This is a genomic window from Planomonospora sp. ID67723 (assembly GCF_015711605.1).
Classification (GTDB): Bacteria; Actinomycetota; Actinomycetes; order Streptosporangiales; family Streptosporangiaceae; genus Planomonospora_A.
The window spans coordinates 28,236-45,975 of record NZ_JABTEZ010000008.1 but is presented as its reverse complement, the minus strand read 5'-3'; the positions used below and the strand labels follow the sequence as shown (position 1 = coordinate 45,975).

Here is a 17,740-nt window from a genome sequence, read left to right as displayed (position 1 = left end):
GGGGCGTCGTTCATTCGCTGGTGAGACTGAGCCCGGATCTGGCGACGATGGCCTGCAGGGCCGCCACGTGGGCGCGGTAGGCCTGGCGCCCCCGGCCGGAGAGCTTGAGCCAGGTCCGGGGCCGCTTGCCGACGTATCCCTTGCGGATCTCGACGTATCCCGCGGCCTCCAGAGCACTGGCGTGCTTGGAGAGCACCGAGTCGCTCACTCCGACCTGGTCGCGGACGAACCCGAACTCGGCGTCCTCCGCCGCGGCCAGCAGGGCGACGATCTGCAGCCGCGCGGGCGCGTGGATGACCGGGTCGAGCTCCATCACGATCCCCTTTCGATCTTGCTCGCGTTGCGGCGGGAGACCCAGCGGGCGAGGAGCGGACCGGTGAGCCCCATGGTCGCGGTCATCGCCAGACCGGCGCAGGCCGAGGCGAACGGCACCTCCAGTGAGCCCAGGAACAGGGTGAACGCCACGGTGAGGCCGGCGATCGAGAAGATCCAGACGAAGTATCCGATGAGCCCCACGGCGTCGGTGACGCTCTTGTGGGGGCGCATGCTGCCGCTGCGGCCGACCGCGACGGAGCAGCCGGCGATCCCGGCCATCGCCAGCACCATGCCCGCGATCCTCAACGGGATCGGGATGGGGGCGAAGGGGTCGGAGGCCGCCAGGATGCAGGTGACGGACAGGCCGATGCCGACGACGAACCAGGTGGGGAACCAGGGGGTGGAGCCCACGGCCCGGGCCTGCGTGGCGCGGATGCCGGACAGGGCGAGGGCGGCCTCCTCGGGGGAGGGGTCGGTGTGCTGGGGGGTGGCGTCCATGGGGGGGCTCCTCTCATCTTCTTTCCATAAAGGAAAGTACTTTCCACTTTCCATTCCGTCAAGTACTTTCTTGCCTTGGATCCGGACGGAACGGCGGGTGGCATGCAACCCGCCGCATTAAGGTCGGGGGCGTGAACGACGTGCCGGGCCGCCGGCGGCGGGTGTGGCCGGTGCTGGTCGTGGCGTCCGCGCTCGCGCTCCTGTGCGCCGCCGTCGCCGGGATCGCCGCGAGCGCCGCGGGAGCCGAGCTCACCCGCGGCCCGAGCGCGGCGGAGCTGCGCCGGGCGTCCGCCGAGGAGGTGGCCCGCCGCTGGCGGACGTGGCCCGCAGGCCGGATCTTCCCGCAGACGGTGCCCTACTCCGCCGAGCAGGGTGGTGTGGAGAGGGCCCGCCGGGTGGGCATCTCCCCGGAGACCGCCTGCGACCCGGCCGTGGACGCCAGGCTGCGCGACTCCCTGCGGCGGGCGGGCTGCCGGGCGGTCCTGCGCGCCACCTACCTCGACGCGCTCCAAGGCCTCGTCGTCACCGTGGGCGTCGCCGCCTTCCCGGACGACCGGGGCGCCGACGCCGCCAAGGCGGCGCTGCCCCGGGGCGGGCGCCCCGCGCCGGGGCTGAAGGCGCTGGCCTTCCCCGGCACGGTCACCGACCGCTTCACTCCGGCGGGGCGGCAGACGTTCTCGGCGCGCCGGAGCGGGCCGTACGTGGTGATGGTCACGGTCGGCCGGACCGACGGGCGCCCGGCCAAGGCGGCCGGAGAGCAGCGGCCGACCATGTTCGCCTTCGCCGACGACATCGCCGCGCAGATCCTCGCCGCCCTGTCCGCCCCGGTCCCCCCGGACTGCGGGTCGCGGGAGTGGCGGTGCTGAGGCGTGCGGCCCGCGGGCTTCCCGCGACGCTGGCGGCCGTGCTCACCCTGGGGGTCACGCTGGGCGCCGCGCCCGCGGCGCGCGGGGACGACGTGCGCGACAGCCAGCGGGCGGTGCTCGGGACCCTGGGACTGCCCGGTGCGTGGCGGATCTCGAAGGGGGAGGGCGTGACCGTCGCGGTGCTGGACTCGGGGGTCGACACACGCCACCGCGACCTGGCGGGGTCGGTGACCGAGGGCAGGGACTTCACGGCGGGCGCCAACCCGCCGGGCGTGGCGCCCCTGCGGCTGCACGGCACCTACATGGCCTCCCTCATCGCCGGGCACGGGCACGGTCCGGGCGGCCGCGACGGGGTGATCGGAGTCGCCCCCAGGGCGCGGGTGCTGTCGGTGCGGGTGATCCTGGAGGACGAGGAGCCGGGGTTCCAGGAGTTCAACACCGCCGAGCGGTACGAGAACGTGGTGGCCAGGGGCATCAGGTACGCCGTGGACCGCGGCGCCGACGTGATCAACATGTCGATCTCCAAGGAACTGGCGACGAAGGAGGAGCGGGCGGCGGTCCGCCACGCCATCGCCAAGGGGGTGGTGCTCGTCGCGGCGGCCGGGAACGACGGCGCGGACGAGCGCGACGCCAGCGGGCACGCCCCCTACTCCTACCCGGCGGCCTTCCCCGGGGTGGTCTCGGTCGCCGCCACCGACGGAGGGCTGCGGCGGGCGTCGTTCTCCAACGCCAACCCCTCGGTCCTGGTGGCCGCGCCCGGAGTGGACATCCTCGGGGCGGGGCCCGGCGACGAGTACTGGGTCGGCCGCGGCACCTCGCAGGCGACCGCGCTGGTTTCCGGAGTCGCTGCTCTCATAAAAGCGAAATATCCGAAAATGTCGCCTGCGCTGGTCGTGCAGGCGCTCACCGCGGGGGTGACCCGCCGGCCCGCGGGCGGCTACGACACCGGCACGGGCTTCGGCGTCGTCAACGCCGGCCGGGCACTCGCCGAGGCCGCCCGGATCGCCCGCCACACCCACATCGCCGCGGTGCGCGACGCCCAGGACCCCGCCCGCCCGGTGGGCCGGACCACCGCGGAGGGTGACCCCGCGCCGGTCCGGGTGGTCCACCGGGACCGGCGCAGGATCACCCTCTACGGGGGCGTGGCCGCGGTCGCCGGGTTCGGCGCCCTCGCCTGCCTCGCGGTCATCGTGGTGCTCGCCGGCCGCACGCGCACGGTGAGGTCATAAACACGCTCCGGAGGTGGGGCGGCGGAGCCTCGCGACGTAGCATCGAAGTATGTCGCAGCCCGGGAGGTCCCAGGAGCCGGAACGGCGCCCGGAATCCCCGCCGGCGCGCGCCCGCGGCGGCTGGCCGCCGGCCGGGTCCCGCATCACCCGGGGCGCCTCGGCACGCCGCGGGCCGCTGCCCGCCGGCTCCCGGCGCGCCGGAACGCCGGCTCCCGGTGCGGCGGGTCCCGGAGCCTCGCCGCCGGGAGCCGCGCGCCTCCGCCGGGGCCGGGTCCGCCCGTGGCCGGCGGTGGCCCGCGACCGCCTGGCGGCGGAACGCGCCGAGGCGGCCGCGCTCGAGCAGGGCATCCGGTTCCGCATGATCTTCCTGCTGCTGATGGGCACGATCCTGGCCGTCGCCACCGCCGACGTGCTCTCCGGCACGGTCGGGCTGCTGCGGGAGACCGCCTCCCGCCCGCTGACCGCCGCCGAGCAGAACCGCTACGTCCAGGAGGACATCGCCAGGCGCTGGCACACCTGGCCCGCGACACTGATCTTCCCCCGCGAGCTGGAGTACATCGGCCTCGCCAGGACCCAGCAGTACGCCCAGCGGGTCGGCATCGCCCCCGAGACCGCCTGCCGGTCCGGCACGGACGCCGCGGTCGGTTCGGTCCTGGCCGAGCACGGCTGCCGCACGCTGCTGCGGGCGACCTACGTGGACCAGACGTCCACCTTCGCGATCACCGTGGGCGTCGCGGTCATGGACGACGTGGAGAAACGGCGGGCGGCGACCGCCGAGCTGGCCACCGACGACCGGGTGGGGGTCCGGCCGGTGGCCTTCCCCGGGACGGCGACCGAGCTGTTCGGCGCGGCCCAGCGCCAGCGCAACGCCTGGACAGCGGTCGGCCCGTACATCGTCTTCTCCACCGCCGGATACGCCGACGGCCGCACCCGCGCCTCGATCGCCCCGGAGGAGATCCCGCACAGCGAACTGTGGCCGACGGCCCAGGCCGTCGCCGGGCGCATCGCCCACGCGCTGGGCGCCGAGCCGGCCGTACCGCGCTGCACCCAGGGGAACGAATGCTGAGGCGGCGGGCCCGGACGGCGGGTGCGTCGGCCGTGCTCCTCGCGGCGGCCTGCCTGGGGCTCCTCCCGGCTCCTCCCTCGTCGGCGGCCGCACCGGCCGGTGCCTCCGACATCCGCCAGGAGCGGTGGGAGACCGACGACATCCGCCAGGAGCAGCGCTGGGTGCTGGAGGCGCTCAACGTCGAGGAGGCCTGGCGGGTCACCAGGGGCGCCGGGGTCACCGTGGCCCTGGTCGACGACGGGGTGGACGGCGAGGTCGCCGAGCTGCGCGGCCGGGTCACCGTCGGTCCCGACCTGGGGCGGGCCGATCCGGGGGAGACGCAGGGCGGCTCCGGGGAGGAGGCCGCCACGAGCCGGCACGGCACGGCCATGGCCTCGCTCATCGCCGGGGCGGGGAAGGGCGGCGGCGACGGGGGCCTGCTCGGGATCGCGCCCGAGGCCCGGATCCTGTCGCTGCCGCTGCACTTCGAGGACGAGGACGGCACGATCCCGCCGGATGCGGACCTGCGGACGCTCAGGGACAGTCCCCTGGCCAGGGCGATCCGTTACGCCGCCGACCACGGGGCCCAGGTGGTCAGCATGTCGCTGGGCGCCTACGGCCCGCACCGGGCCGAGCGTGAGGCGGTCTCCTACGCCCTTTCCAAGGGAGTGGTGCTCGTGGCGTCGGCGGGCAACGGGGGCGACAGCGAGTACGCCGTCGCCAACGCCACCTCCTTCTGGAACTTCCCCGCCGGATACCCGGGGGTCATCGGGGTCGGGGCGTCCGACCAGGTGGGTGAGCCCGCCCCGTTCAGCAGCGACAACCTCTCGGTCCTGGTCTCCGCGCCCGGTGTGGCGGTGCCGGTGGTGCTCCCCGGCGGGCGGTACGGCTCCTCGGACGGGACGAGCGTCTCGGCTGCGCTGGTGGCCGGAGTAGCGGCTCTGATAAAAGCGAAATATCCGGATATGTCGCCGCAGATGGTGTCGCGTGCCCTCGCCACCACCACCGGCTTCGCCCCCACCGCGGGATACGACGACCACATCGGGTTCGGCGTGGTGGACGCCGGGGCGGCACTCGCCAAGGCGGGAGAGCTGGCCTCCGCCGCGTCCCCGCCCCCGGTGGCCGAGGAGCACCACTTCGGCACGGGCCCGCTCCCCGAGGAGCCGCCCCGGCCGGGGGCCGACCCGCTCCGCCTCTGGCTGTACGGCGCCGGCCTGCTTCTGGGGGTGCTCGCGTTCGCCGGCGCCGTGGTGACCCTCACCCGGAAGTCCGGATCCGGAGGCCGGCTGTGATGCGATTCGAGCGCGTTTTGGACACTGTTCGGATGCGGTCGACCCGATGTCGGCTTTCCCTGTCCGGAAAGGGGTGAAGGTTCGCTAGGGTCGCGCACCATGGGGTACGAGTTGCGGGTGGAGCGCCCGGCGCCTTTCGCCTTCGCGGAGCTCGCGGATGTGCTCGGGCGGGCGGGGTTCGAGTTCCGTGGTTCGCAGGAGGCCGGCGAGATTCTCGCGCGTCACGGTGACGCAGTCCACGCCATCGCCTTCTGGAACGGCACGTTGTCCGGCGCGCCCGGGTCCGACTGGCAGGTGGCCCAGCTCGCGAGGGTGTCCGCCCTCCTCGGGGCGTCTCTGGTCGGCGAGGACGGGGAGTCCTACGTGATCCGCGACGGCATGGTCGAGCAACTGAACGGTCCGGCTTCCTACGAGTTCGGGAGGCTGGAGGAGATCCTCGCCGCCGGGCCCGCCGTATGGAGCGCGTAGCGGCCGGGACCGCGTGATGGGGGGCGCGGAGCCGCAGGGCCATCCGACCCCGTACGCGGAGACGGTGCTCGACCTGGTCGAGCGCATCCCGAGCGGCATGGTGATGTCCTACGGAGACGTCGCCGAGTATCTCGGCCGGGGCGGCCCGCGCCAGGTCGGCAGGGTCATGTCCGTCTGGGGCGGCGGCGTCCCGTGGTGGCGTGTCGTGCACGCCGACGGAACCCCGCCCCCGGGCCATGAGCAGCGCTGCCTCACCAGGTGGAGGCAGGAGGGGACCCCGCTGCGGGGCTCCCGCGCGGACATGCGTCTCGCACGATGGGACGGACAGTCGGAAAGTAGCGCGTAACCGACTCTCGAGGCGCACTAACATGGCGGGGGACGGACAGCGTCTGCCCGAAAGGCGGTGCCTCCCCCATGGCCACCGGCGTCTCACCCGCGCGAGCGAGCGGCGATGCCGTCGTCGAGCGTCTGCGGATCGTGCAGGATCTCTGTGACCGGGGAGAACCCCTCTCTTCGATCATGGACGCGTTGCTCGGCGGAGGACTGACCCCGGCGGAGCGCAAGCGGTTCGACGCCGACGTGCTGGCCGGGCCGCTCGGTTCCCGGATGGACGTCGCGGTCAAGCGCGGGGCCGCCCGCCGGCGGGAGTTCCTCACCGCGGTCAAGCCGTATCTGGCCGGGGTCGACCCCAGGGTCAAGCTCGACCTCCCGGTCGCCCGCCGGCTCGCCTTCCACCTGGTCGAGAACCGCACGATCGACGAGCTGGCCGAGAGCGACGCCCTGCAGAAGCTCGTCACCGCCGCCGCGGAGCCGTCCCGGCGGATCAGGAAGAACCTGCGCTGGTACGCCGACCTGCCGCTCCGTGACGAGATCCCGGAATCGCTGTACCGGCTGCGCGCCGCCGACCTCATCCCGGTGACGCAGGTCGAGGACGTCTCCTGGGAGGGCGGGCGGCTGCGGATCACCGGCCACGCCTACCTGGCCGGGCTCTCGGTCCGGAGCCGCCGCTTCAACCGGGCCACCGTCGTGCTGCGCGGTCCCCGCTGGCTGCCCCCGATCCGGCTGCGCACCCGTCGGATCCACCACCCGGAGGCCACCCACGGCGCCCGCGAGGCGGGCTGCAACTACGACTGGTCCGGGTTCACCGCCGAGCTGTCCCCCGGGGCGCTGCGCTGGCGCGCCGCCGTGCGGGCCGTCGTCCGCGGCGGCAAGCGGTTGCTGCGCCGCCGGGCCACGGTGCGCGACACCACCACCTGGCGCGCCGAGATCGTGATCTGGAGCCGGGGCGCCCGCGCCGTCGGTCTCCTCCGCGGTCCCTCCAGCGGCCGGACCGAGCGCCCGCCGGGCGTGGAGACCCGTCCGCGCTGGTGGATCCGGCCCGTCTGGACCTCCGACCGCGCCCTGCAGATCGTGCTGCAGCCCACCCGGGCCGAACTGACCGGGGTGCGGCTGGACGGCGAGCGGCTGGAGCTGAAGGTCCTCCTGCCGGGCAAGGAGGTCGTCAAGGGGCACGCGCGGCTGGACGGCCACCGCATCGCGGCCGACTTCACCCCGGTCGAGGACGGCACGGAGGTCGTCGTGCCGCTGGCCGTGGCGTCGCTGCTGTCCGAGCGCGACGGCGGCAGGCTCTGGATCGAGCCCAAGGGCGACCCGGCGGCCCCGGTCATGCTGGGAGGCGCCCAGGAGAGCCGCTCCGTCATCGGCGAGCGAGAGATCACAGTGCTGGGCGACCGGCGGGACCGGGTGATCGTCTCGGCGCACCGGGTGCGCCCGGTCGTCTCGGCCGTGACCTGGGGCGAGGACGGCTCGCTCACGCTCGAGGGCTCCTACCCCGGTTCGGGCCGGGCCGAGCTGACGATCCGCCACCGCAGCGGGCTGGTGTACGCCACGGAGCTGGAGCGCGACGGCTCCCGCTTCACGGTGCGCCTGGCGCCCGCGGCGATGCCCCGTTTCGGAGAGACCGTCCCGCTGGGCAGCGGGAACTGGAGCATGGCGGTCCGCGAGGCGTCCGGGAAGATCGTCCCGGTCCGGATGGACCACGCGGCCCTCGCCGGCCTGGACGAGGGCGTGAAGGTCGTCAACGGCCGCGAGTACCGGCTGATCTCCACCCGGTTCGACGTGCCGGTGCTGGCGGTCGCGGAGAACCTGCCCGACGACGAGAAGGGCGCGGGCGGACTGTACGCCCTGCAGCGCACCTTCTACCCGGCCGAGCGGACCCGCGAGCTGAGCGACGCGACCGTCTACGTCGCCTACGACGGACGGCAGTACGAGGGCAACGTCCGCGCGATCTACGAAGAGCGGGTGCGGCGCGGGGACGACCGCGAGCACATCTGGATCGTCAAGGACGGCGCGTTCACCCCGCCGGGCTCCCGGGAGCTCGGGTTCGCCGACATCCGCCCGACCGTGGTCCGCGCGGGCAGCCGGGAGCACTACGCGGTGCTCGCCCGCTCCCGGTACGTGGTGACCAACGGTTTCCTGCCCCCGTGGTTCCGGGCGCGCGAGGACCAGACGGTCGTGCAGACCTGGCACGGCAGCCCGCTCAAGCGCATGGGCAACGACCTGCCGCACATGTCCCGTGACCCGAGGCCGCCGGCCTGGCACCGGCAGGCCGTCGAGGTGCGCGGCTGGGACCTGCTGGTCGCGCAGAGCCCGTGGGCCGTGCCGGTCCTGCGCAAGGCGTTCGGCTACCAGGGCGAGGTCCTGGAGAGCGGCTACCCGCGCAACGACGTCCTGGTCTCCCCGGACCGCGAGGGACTGGCGGCGCGGGTGCGCGCCCGGCTCGGCGTCGCCGCGGACGCCCGGCTGGTGCTCTACGCGCCGACGTTCCGCGACTACGACCGGAGGAACGCCTCGCTCAAGCTGGACCTGGCCGAGGCGCACCGGGTGCTCGGCCCCGGCCACGAGTTCCTGATCAGGGGCCACTCGATGCAGGCGACGCCCAACATCCCTCAGGGGCTGGGACGTGACGTTACGACATATCCGGATATGGCGGATCTGCTGCTGGTGGCGGACGTGCTGATCACGGATTACTCGTCCGTCATGTTCGACTTCGCCGCGACCGGGCGGCCGATGCTGTTCTTCACCTACGATCTGCAGCGCTACTCGGCCAAGCGCGGCCTCTACCTCGACCTGACGGCGGAGGCCCCCGGCCCGCTGCTGTCCACCGGGGCCGAGGTGATCGAGGCGCTCCGGACGATCGACCAGGTGGCCGCCGCCCACGCCGACCGTTACGAGCGCTTCAGGCGCACCTACGCGCCCCGCGACGACGGCAAGGCCACCGCCAGGCTCGTCGACCACGTCTTCTGACGGGGCGCCGGGGAAAGAAATGCTAAAGAAACTTTCCGATTAGGGTTCCTGCGCCGGGGCGGCGGTGATCTGATGCGGGCATGAGATGGTCCGCGTCCCTCGTCGCCGCGCTGGTCGCCGCCGCGCTCTCCGCGGGAGCGTGCTCCGGCGGAGGCGGCGCCCCCGCCCCGCCGGAGACCCCGCACGGCCTGGTGCCGCTCCCCGCCGAGGTCGTCTACCGGGGGGCCGGGTTCACGATCGGCGGGGACACCGTGATCACGGCGCCGCCGGAGGCCGAGGGGGCGGCCGGGCACCTGGCGGCGGCCGTACGGGAGGTGACAGGGCGGGCGCCGCGCATCGGCGAGGGCGGAGCGGTCCGCCTGGAGCTCACCGGAGGCCGGGACTCCGGAACGGAGGCCGACCCCGGCCGGAGCCCCGGTGCGGGACAGGACGCCGGCCCGGATGCGCTTCTTCGGGGGCCCGGCGCCGAGGCGTACGAGCTCACCGTGGACGCGGCCGGGATCCGGGTCCGGGCGAGCCGGCCGGTGGGGCTGTTCCGCGGGGTGCAGACGCTCGGGCAACTGCTGCCGGCGACCGGCCGGGCCGGGGCGGCGGAGGTGACGCTGCCCGGCGTGCGGATCACCGACCGGCCGAGGTTCGCCTGGCGCGGCGCGATGCTGGACGTCGCCCGGCACTTCTTCACGGTGGATGAGGTCAAGCGCTATGTGGACCTCGTCGCCGCCTACAAGATCAACGTTCTCCATCTGCACCTCAGCGACGACCAGGGCTGGCGGCTGGCGGTCGCGGGGCGGCCCGAGCTGACGAGGATCGGCGGGGCCACCGAGGTGGGCGGCGGGCCCGGAGGCTTCTACACCGAGGAGGACTACCGGGAGATCGTCGCCCACGCCCGGGAGCGCTTCGTCGAGGTCGTCCCGGAGATCGACATGCCCGGCCACGTCAACGCGGCGCTGGCCGCCGACCCGGCGCTCAGCTGTGACGGCAGGCGGCGGGAGCCGTACACCGGGACCGACATCGGCTTCAGCGCCCTGTGCGTGGGCAGGCCCGCCGTGGACCGGTTCCTGGCCGACGTGATCGGGGAGCTGGCTCGCCTGACCCCCGGCCCGTACCTGCACATCGGCGGTGACGAGGTGTCCCGGCTCACGCGGGAGCAGTTCGACGGCTTCGTGGAGCGGGCGCAGGAACTGGTCGTCGCCCAGGGCAAGCGGGCGGCCGGATGGCAGGAGATCGGCGGCGCGCGGCTCGCCCCCGGCACCGTCACCCAGTACTGGCGGACGCGAGGGACGCCCGAGGACGCCCTGAACGCCGTACGGCAGGGCGGGAAGCTGGTCATGTCCCCGGCCTCACGGACCTACCTGGACATGAAGTACGACGAGGGGACCCGTCTCGGGCTGCGGTGGGCCGGGTTCGTCGAGGTGGAGGACGCCTACGACTGGGATCCGGCGGAGATGCTTCCCGGCGTCGGGGACGGCCAGGTGCTCGGCGTGGAGGCCCCCCTGTGGACCGAGACGGCCGAGACGGTGGACGACCTGGAGTACCTGGCCTTCCCCCGGCTCCCGGCGGTCGCCGAGGTGGCCTGGACGCCGCGGAGCGCCAGGGACTTCGACGGCTTCGCGGCCCGCCTGGCCCGGCACGGGCCCCGCTGGACCGCGCTGGGCGTGGACTTCCACCGGTCCGCCGCGGTGGCCTGGCCGGGCTGACCTCCGCGCCGGCGGGCCGGTGGGCGGCGCGCCCGTCACTCCGCGGCATCCGGTTGCCGGTGGTGACCTGCCCCGACCCGCCCACCGCCATGCCGTACGGGCCGACTCGGCACGATCACTGCCCGGGATCTGGTGGAATGGCGAGTTGTGAGTGGTCAGGGCTGGCGGCTGGTGCGTCGCGGGGATACGGGGAGAGCCGTGGCTCCCGTGCTCGACGAGCATCAGCGGGCGGTGGTGGCCCATGGGAGCGGCCCCCTGCTCGTCCTGGCGGGCCCCGGCACCGGCAAGACCACCACGATCGTGGAGACCGTGGTGGACCGGGTCGAGCGCCGGGGCACGGACCCCGAACGGGTCCTCGTCCTCACCTTCAGCCGCAAGGCCGCCGAGGAGCTGCGCGAGCGGATCACCGGCCGGCTCCGCCGCACCACCAGGACGCCTCTCGCGCTCACCTTCCACAGCTACGCCTACGCCCTGCTCCGCCGCGAGGCGGTGCTGGCCGGCGAGCCCCCGCCCCGGCTGCTCACCGGGCCCGAGCAGCTTCTGGAGATCCGCCGCATGCTCCTGGGCGAGCTGGAGGACGGCGGGCTCCACTGGCCGGACGACATGCGCGAGGCGCTCAAGACCCGCGGCTTCGCCCAGGAGCTGCGCGACTTCATCGCCCGCGCCGCCGAGCGCGGCCTGGACGGGCAGGGCCTGGTCGCGCTGGGCCGCCGCCACGGCCGCGCCGACTGGGCCGCGGCCGGGCGGTTCGCCGACCGCTACCTGGACCGCTTCGACCTCGACCCGGAGCCGGTGCTCGACTACTCCGAGCTGATCCGCGCCGCCGCCGGCCTGCTCGCCGACCCCGAGGTACGGCGCCGCGAGCGCTCGGCCTACGACGTCGTCCTCGTGGACGAGTACCAGGACACCGACCCCGCCCAGGAGGCCCTGCTCCAGCGGCTCGCCGGCGAGGGCCGCGACCTGATCGCGGTCGGCGACCCGGACCAGTCGATCTACGGCTTCCGCGGCGCCGACGTCCACGGGATCATGGGCTTCCCCGACAGGTTCCGCGACGCCGCCGGGGAGGAGGCCCCGATCATCGCGTTGCGGACCTGCCGCCGCAGCGGTCCCGGGCTCCTGGCCGCCACCCGCCGCGTCGCCGCCCGCCTGCCCGCCGTCCCCGGCGGCGTCGCCCACCGCGACCTGACGGCGCTCCCGGACGCCGAGCACGGGGAGGCCCGGGTGGTGGTGGCCGACAGCCCGACCCAGGAGGCGGCGATCGTCGCCGACACGCTGCGCCGGGCCAACCTGCTCGACGGCGTGCCGTGGTCGCGGATGGCCGTGCTGGTCCGGTCGGCGACCCGGCAGGTGCCGCTGCTGCGGCGGGCGCTGGTCGCGGCCGGGGTGCCGGTCGTGGTGGGCGGCGGCGAGGTGCCGCTGATCCAGGAGCCGGGCGTGCGCCCGTTGATCCGGCTGATCCAGGTGGCCCTCCACCCGGAGACCCTCGACGAGGGCACGGCCGAGGAGCTGCTGACCGGCGCGCTCGGCGGCACCGACATGATCGGGGTGCGCCGCCTGCGCCGCGCGCTGCGCGTCGCCGAGCACGAGGCCATGACGCTCCCGGTGGAGCTGGACCCCGACGCCCCCGACGCCCCCGCCACGCCAGAGGTCTCTTCTGACGCCCCCGAGGCCTCCGGTGCCCCTGACGCCCCGGACGGGCCCGAGACTCCCGATCCGGAGCGCGCGGAGCCCGCCGGTCCGGAGGCGTCCGGGTCCCCGGCCTCCGGCGGCAGGCCGAGGTCCTCCGGGGAACTGCTCGTCGCGGCGCTCAAGGACGCCCGGGAGCTGGTCCTGGTCGAGCCCCACATCGCGCTGCCGGCCGAGCGGCTCGCCCGGCTCATCGCCGCGGCCTCGGAGGCCGTACGGCAGGGCGGCACGGCCGAGGACGCGCTCTGGGCCGTCTGGCAGCTCACCGGCCTCGCCGAGAAGTGGAGCGAGGCGAGCGCCGCGGGCGGGCACCGGGGCAGGCAGGCCGACCGCGACCTGGACGCCGTCATGGTGCTGTTCGACCGCGCGGCCAAGTTCGTCGACCGGCTGCCCCACGCGGGCGTCGACGTGTTCGTGCAGGACCTGGTCTCCCAGGAGATCCCGGAAGACTCCCTCGCCGCGCGGGCCCCCGAGGGCGACGCGGTGCGCATCATGACCGCCCACCGCTCCAAGGGCCTGGAGTGGGACCTCGTGGTCGTCGCCGGGGTCCAGGAGGGCACCTGGCCCGACCTGCGGCCGCGCGGGTCGATCCTGAGCACCGACGACATGTCCGCCCGGGCGGAGGGCTCCGAGCACGAGAACCCGGCCGCGGTCAGCGCGGCGCTCGCCTCCCAGTTGCTGGCCGAGGAACGCCGCCTGTTCTACGTGGCCGCGACCAGGGCCCGCACCAGGCTCGTCGTCACCGCCGTGGGCGGGGAGGACGTCGAGGAGCGGCCGTCGAGGTTCCTCACCGAGCTCGTGCCCGGCACGGGCGAGGAGGCGGCGGTCCTCGACGAGCGGTCCCGCTGGCTGAACATGTCCGCGCTGGTGGCCGACCTGCGCGCGGCGGTGTGCGACCCGACCCGGCCGGACCCCCTGCGCAGGATCGCCGCCGAGCACCTGGCCAGGCTGGCCGCAGCCGGAGTGCAGGGGGCCCACCCCGACGAGTGGTACGCCCTCACCCCGATCTCCGACGACCGCCCGCTGGGCTGGCCCGACGACGTCGTGCGCATCTCGCCCTCGGCGGTGGAGAGCTTCACCAAGTGCGGCCTGCGCTGGCTGCTGGAGACCTCCGTGGGCGCGGGCGGCACGGACGTGGCCCGCGGCCTGGGCACGGTCGTCCACGCGCTGGCCGTGCTCGCCGCGGAGGGGATGCCCACGGAGGAGACCCTCGCCAAGCGCCTGGACGAGGTCTGGGCCGAGCTCGACTTCGGCGGCGTCTGGTACAACCGCAAGCAGCGCCGGGTCGCCGAGAAGATGATCGCCAGGTTCGTCCGCTGGCACCGGGAGAATCCCCGGGAGCTGGTCGCCACCGAGGAGGCCTTCGTCGCGATGGTCTCCGAGGGCGTGCAGATCAAGGGCCGGGTGGACCGGGTCGAGCGCGACGACCAGGGCCGCGCTGTGATCATCGACATCAAGACCGGCGGGACCAAGCCCTCCGACTCCGACCTCGAACGCCACCCCCAGCTCGGCGTCTACCAGCTGGCCGCGCTGCTCGGGGCCTTCCAGCGGCACGGCATGACCGAACCCGGCGGCGCCGCCCTCGTCCAGGTCGGCAACGCCGCGGGCAAGGATGCCAGGGAGCAGGCCCAGCCGCCCCTGGCGGAGGACGCCGACCCCGGCTGGGCCCACGAGATGGTGGACACCGTGGCGCGGGGCATGTCGCTGCCCTTCTTCCACGCCAAGGTCAACGACGGCTGCCGCACCTGCGCCGCACGGGCGAGCTGCCCGGTCAACGAGAGCGGGGGTCAGGTGTGCTGAGCCGTACCGCACCGGGTCATGCCGTGCCGGGCCGTACCGCCGCCCCGCGTCGCACCGATGGAGGCCAGGTTTGCTGAGTCCGATCCAGCTCGCGGCCAAGCTGGGCATCCTTCCCCCGACTCCGGAGCAGGCCGCGGTGATCGAGGCCGGGCTCGAACCGATGGTCGTGGTGGCCGGGGCCGGGTCGGGCAAGAGCGAGACCATGGCGGGACGGGTCGTCTGGCTGGTCGCCAACGGCCTGGTCCGGCCCGAGCAGGTGCTCGGCCTGACCTTCACCCGGAAGGCCGCGAGCGAGCTGTCCCACCGCGTGCGCGAGCGGCTGGGCGCCCTCGGCCAGGACGTCCCCGCGGAGCTGCTGGCGGGCGAGCCGACCATCTCGACCTACCACGCCTACGCCGCCCGGCTGGTGACCGACCACGCCCTGCGCGAGGCGCTGGAGCCGACCATGCGGCTGATCACCCCGGCCATCGCCTGGCAGCTCGCCGGGCACGTGGTCAGCGCCTACGACGGACCGATGGAGCAGATCGACTGGGGGCCGGCCACGGTCACCCGGGCGGTGCTGGAACTGGCCGGCGAGCTGGCCGAGCACATGCGCGAACCCCGGGACGTGCGGGAGGTGGGCGCCTGGCTGGCCGAGCGGTACGGCGCGCTGCCCGGCTCCCCGATCGTGGCCCAGCGCAGGCCCCTGGCCGTGCAGAAGGCGAGGGAGCAGCTGCTCCCGCTGGTGGAGGCCTACACCCGGCTCAAGCGCAGGCGCGAGGTCGTCGACCACGGGGACCAGATGGCGCTGGCCGCCCGGATCGCGGCCAAGCACCCCGAGGTCGGCCGGATCGAGCGGGACCGGTTCGCCGTCGTCCTCCTCGACGAATACCAGGACACCAGCCACGCCCAGCTCGTCCTGCTCCGCTCGCTGTTCGGCGGCGGCCACCCGGTGACGGCCGTCGGCGACCCCTGCCAGTCCATCTACGGCTGGCGCGGCGCCTCGGCCGGGAACCTGACCCGCTTCCCCCGCGACTTCAGGACGGCCTCCGGTGAGCTCGCCCCGGTCCGCCAGCTCTCGGTCAGCTTCCGCAACGGCGACGCCGTCCTCGACGTGGCCGCCCGCGTGCAGCTCCCCCTGCGGATGGAGGCAAGGGAGGTGCCGGTGCTGGTGCCCGGCGGGAACCGGATCGAGCGCGGCCGGGTGATGTGCGCCTTCCACGAGACGGCCGAGGACGAGGCGGGCTGGGTCGCCGACCAGGTGTGCCGGCTGCTCGGGAGCGACACAGCGCCGGACGGCCTGCCGTGGGGCGAGGGGGAGCGCAGGAAGGCCAAGCAGAGCACGTGGGGCGGCCCGCAGTGCCTGCAACCGCACGACGTGGCCATCCTCGCCCGTAAACGCTCGCAGTTCCCCGCGTTGCGCAGGGCGCTGGAGGAGCGGGGCGTCCCGGTCGAGGTGGTCGGCCTGGGCGGCCTGCTCACCGTGCCCGAGGTCGCCGACGTGGTGGCCACCCTGCGCGTGCTCTACGACCCGACGGCCGGGGACGCCCTGGTCCGGCTGCTGTCCGGTCCTCGCTGGCGGATCGGCCCGGCCGACCTGAAGGAGCTGGGCGAGCGGGCCCGCGAGCTGAACCGGGAGAACCGCGAGGACTCCTCCCCGGTGGCCGACCCGCTGGACCAGGTCGTCGCGGACCTGGCCGAGGAGCGCGGCAGCCTGGTCGACGCTCTGGACGAGCTGCCCGACCGGCCCGACTGGCAGGACCTGTTCTCGCCGCTGGCCCGGGTCCGGCTGGTCGCCATGGCCCAGGAGCTGCGGGTCCTGCGCGCCCGCGCGGGTCAGCCGCTCCCCGACCTGATCACCGAGGTCGAGCGCCGCCTCGGCCTGGACATCGAGGTGGCGGCCCGGGGGTCGGCCGCGGGCCCGTTCGCGGCCCGGGCGGACCTGGACGCCTTCGTCGACGCCGCCTCCCGGTTCGCGGGCGACTCCGAGGACCCGACGCTGGGCGCGTTCCTGGCCTTCCTCAAGGCGGCGGACGAGGAGGAGAACGGTCTGGACGCCGGACGGGTGGGCGAGAGCAACAGCGTGAAGCTGATGACCATCCACGCCTCCAAGGGCCTGGAATGGCCGGTCGTGATCGTGCCCGGGATGTCGCAGGTGCTGTCGAAGTCCGGCACGCCGACCGTCGGCACCGTCTTCCCGGCCCGCCCGGTGGTGAGCCCCAAATGGACGGAGAACCCGCGCAAGCTGCCCTATCCGCTGCGCGGTGACGCCTCCGACCTGCCCGGGCTGGCGGGGCTGGCCAGGGAGGAGCTCGCCGAGTTCGACGAGCGCTGCCGCGACCGCGACCTGATGGAGGAGCGGAGGCTCGCCTACGTCGCGGTCACCCGCGCCCACTACCTGCTGATCGCCTCCGGCTACCGCTGGGGCAGCGCGGCCAGGCCCCTGGAGCCGTCGGACTTCCTGGTGGAGATCCGTGAGACCTGCGGCCGCGTGGCCGCCTGGCCGCCCGGGATCGAGGAGGGCGCCACCAACCCCCTCCTGGCCGAACCCGCCGAGACGGTCTGGCCCGTCACCCCCGAGGGGGCCAGGTACGAGGCCATCGTCGACGGCTCCTTCCTGGTCGAGGCGGCCCTCCGCTCCCTCGCCGGCCCCCCTGCGCCTGATGAGCCCGCCGGGCCCGCCGTACCCGTCCGGGCGGGAACGCCCGCGCCCGCGCACGAGCCGGACGGCGAGAGGACCGGGCCCGGTGAGGGAGCGGAGCGCTCGGATCCCGAAGGCGGGGAGGACCCGCGCCTGACCGGGCTGCGCGGATGGGACAGGGAGCGGGCCAAGGCCTGGGAGCGGGACGCCGAGCTCCTGCTCCGGGAGCGGGAGCGGAACCGGCGGCGCGGCGGGCGCCAGGTCGAGCTGCCCACCTATCTCACCGTCTCGTCCCTCGTCACCCTGGCCGCCGATCCCAAGGCGCTGGCCAGGCAGATCCGTCGGCCCGTCCCGAAGAAACCCGCGCCCCTGGCCCGCCGCGGCACCTCCTTCCACCAGTGGCTGGAGTCCCGCTGGGGCCAGCAGCGCCTCCTCGACGAGCTCGAGCTTCCGGGCGCCGGGGACGAGGCCGAGGAGTCAGAGGCCCTCCTGGCCGAGCTGCGGGAGAGGTTCGAGGAGAGCGAGTGGGCGGGGCGCGAGCCGCTCGACATCGAGGTCCCGTTCGAGACGATGATCGCCGACCGGCTGGTCAGAGGCCGGATGGACGCCGTCTTCCGGGCTCCGGACGGCCGTTACGAGGTCGTCGACTGGAAGACGGGCCGCCGTCTGATGGAGACGACCCGGTCGGCCGCCGCCGTCCAGCTCGCCGCCTACCGCCTGGCCTGGTCCCACCTGGCCGGCGTGCCCCTGGACCAGGTGAGCGCGGCCTTCCACTACGTGCGCTTCAACGAGACGGTCCGCCCGGTGAACCTCCTCGACGAGAGCGGCCTGGTCGCGCTCATCGAGTCGGTACCCGAACTCAGGTGAGCGGGGCCGTGGCGCCGCTCGCCGGGCCGGCCGGTTCCGGCGGTCCGCCGT

Annotated in this window: 12 protein-coding genes; 10 read left to right on the top strand and 2 right to left on the bottom strand. The window is 74.6% G+C overall.

What is annotated here, in order from left to right; genetic code table 11:
* Positions 1–10: 10 nt before the first annotated feature.
* Both HS041_RS37565 and HS041_RS37560 read right to left on the bottom strand, forming a co-directional pair.
* Positions 11–313 carry a transcriptional regulator gene (locus HS041_RS37565; RefSeq protein WP_196445686.1) on the bottom strand — a complete coding sequence of 101 codons (303 nt, stop codon included), beginning with the start codon at positions 311–313 and terminating at the stop codon, positions 11–13.
* Positions 313–813 carry a hypothetical protein gene (locus HS041_RS37560; protein WP_196445685.1) on the bottom strand — a complete coding sequence of 167 codons (501 nt, stop codon included), beginning with the start codon at positions 811–813 and terminating at the stop codon, positions 313–315. The genes HS041_RS37565 and HS041_RS37560 overlap by 1 nt, the downstream gene beginning before the upstream one ends.
* A 131-nt stretch (positions 814–944) precedes the next feature.
* On the opposite strand from HS041_RS37560, the gene HS041_RS37555 reads away from it, so the two are divergent.
* From HS041_RS37555 to HS041_RS37510, 10 genes are all read left to right on the top strand, one after another.
* Positions 945–1,679 (top strand): hypothetical protein, encoded by a 735-nt coding sequence (locus tag HS041_RS37555; RefSeq protein ID WP_307845642.1) that lies wholly within the window; start codon positions 945–947, stop codon positions 1,677–1,679.
* Positions 1,673–2,908, top strand: a complete 1,236-nt coding sequence (locus tag HS041_RS37550) for a S8 family serine peptidase (RefSeq protein ID WP_307845641.1) — start codon at positions 1,673–1,675, stop codon at positions 2,906–2,908. The genes HS041_RS37555 and HS041_RS37550 overlap by 7 nt, the downstream gene beginning before the upstream one ends.
* Positions 2,909–2,957: 49 nt before the next feature.
* Entirely contained in the window at positions 2,958–3,974 is a 1,017-nt protein-coding gene (locus HS041_RS37545) for a hypothetical protein (RefSeq protein ID WP_196445684.1), read from the top strand.
* Positions 3,968–5,245: a S8 family serine peptidase gene (locus HS041_RS37540; protein WP_196445683.1), complete on the top strand. Its 1,278-nt coding sequence runs from the start codon at positions 3,968–3,970 to the stop codon at positions 5,243–5,245. Before HS041_RS37545 ends, HS041_RS37540 begins: the two co-directional genes overlap by 7 nt.
* A 99-nt stretch (positions 5,246–5,344) precedes the next feature.
* Complete coding sequence (locus HS041_RS37535) at positions 5,345–5,713, top strand: hypothetical protein (RefSeq protein ID WP_196445682.1); 369 nt, start codon at positions 5,345–5,347, stop codon at positions 5,711–5,713.
* Positions 5,714–5,729: 16 nt separating this feature from the next.
* Positions 5,730–6,059: an MGMT family protein gene (locus HS041_RS37530; protein ID WP_196445681.1), complete on the top strand. Its 330-nt coding sequence runs from the start codon at positions 5,730–5,732 to the stop codon at positions 6,057–6,059.
* A 173-nt stretch (positions 6,060–6,232) separates the two neighbouring features.
* Positions 6,233–9,019, top strand: coding sequence for a CDP-glycerol glycerophosphotransferase family protein (locus tag HS041_RS37525; RefSeq protein WP_196445680.1), 2,787 nt, complete (start codon positions 6,233–6,235; stop codon positions 9,017–9,019).
* An 80-nt stretch (positions 9,020–9,099) separates the two neighbouring features.
* Complete coding sequence (locus tag HS041_RS37520) at positions 9,100–10,716, top strand: beta-N-acetylhexosaminidase (RefSeq protein WP_196445679.1); 1,617 nt, start codon at positions 9,100–9,102, stop codon at positions 10,714–10,716.
* A gap of 207 nt (positions 10,717–10,923) precedes the next feature.
* Positions 10,924–14,202, top strand: a complete 3,279-nt coding sequence (locus HS041_RS37515; RefSeq protein ID WP_196445756.1) for an ATP-dependent helicase — start codon at positions 10,924–10,926, stop codon at positions 14,200–14,202.
* A gap of 70 nt (positions 14,203–14,272) precedes the next feature.
* The gene (locus HS041_RS37510) at positions 14,273–17,689 is read left to right on the top strand and encodes an ATP-dependent helicase (protein WP_196445678.1); all 3,417 of its coding nucleotides are present in this window, start codon (positions 14,273–14,275) and stop codon (positions 17,687–17,689) included.
* Positions 17,690–17,740: the final 51 nt, after the last annotated feature.

What these genes read in the sequence shown, in the direction of transcription:
- HS041_RS37535 (WP_196445682.1), top strand. Translation starts at nt 5,345, where the DNA reads ATGGGGTACGAGTTGCGGGTGGAGCGCCCGGCGCCTTTCGCCTTCGCG.
- HS041_RS37545 (WP_196445684.1), top strand. Translation starts at nt 2,958, where the DNA reads ATGTCGCAGCCCGGGAGGTCCCAGGAGCCGGAACGGCGCCCGGAATCC.
- HS041_RS37560 (WP_196445685.1), bottom strand. Translation starts at nt 813, where the DNA reads ATGGACGCCACCCCCCAGCACACCGACCCCTCCCCCGAGGAGGCCGCC.
- HS041_RS37540 (WP_196445683.1), top strand. Translation starts at nt 3,968, where the DNA reads ATGCTGAGGCGGCGGGCCCGGACGGCGGGTGCGTCGGCCGTGCTCCTC.
- HS041_RS37530 (WP_196445681.1), top strand. Translation starts at nt 5,730, where the DNA reads ATGGGGGGCGCGGAGCCGCAGGGCCATCCGACCCCGTACGCGGAGACG.
- HS041_RS37520 (WP_196445679.1), top strand. Translation starts at nt 9,100, where the DNA reads ATGAGATGGTCCGCGTCCCTCGTCGCCGCGCTGGTCGCCGCCGCGCTC.
- HS041_RS37525 (WP_196445680.1), top strand. Translation starts at nt 6,233, where the DNA reads ATGGACGCGTTGCTCGGCGGAGGACTGACCCCGGCGGAGCGCAAGCGG.
- HS041_RS37565 (WP_196445686.1), bottom strand. Translation starts at nt 313, where the DNA reads ATGGAGCTCGACCCGGTCATCCACGCGCCCGCGCGGCTGCAGATCGTC.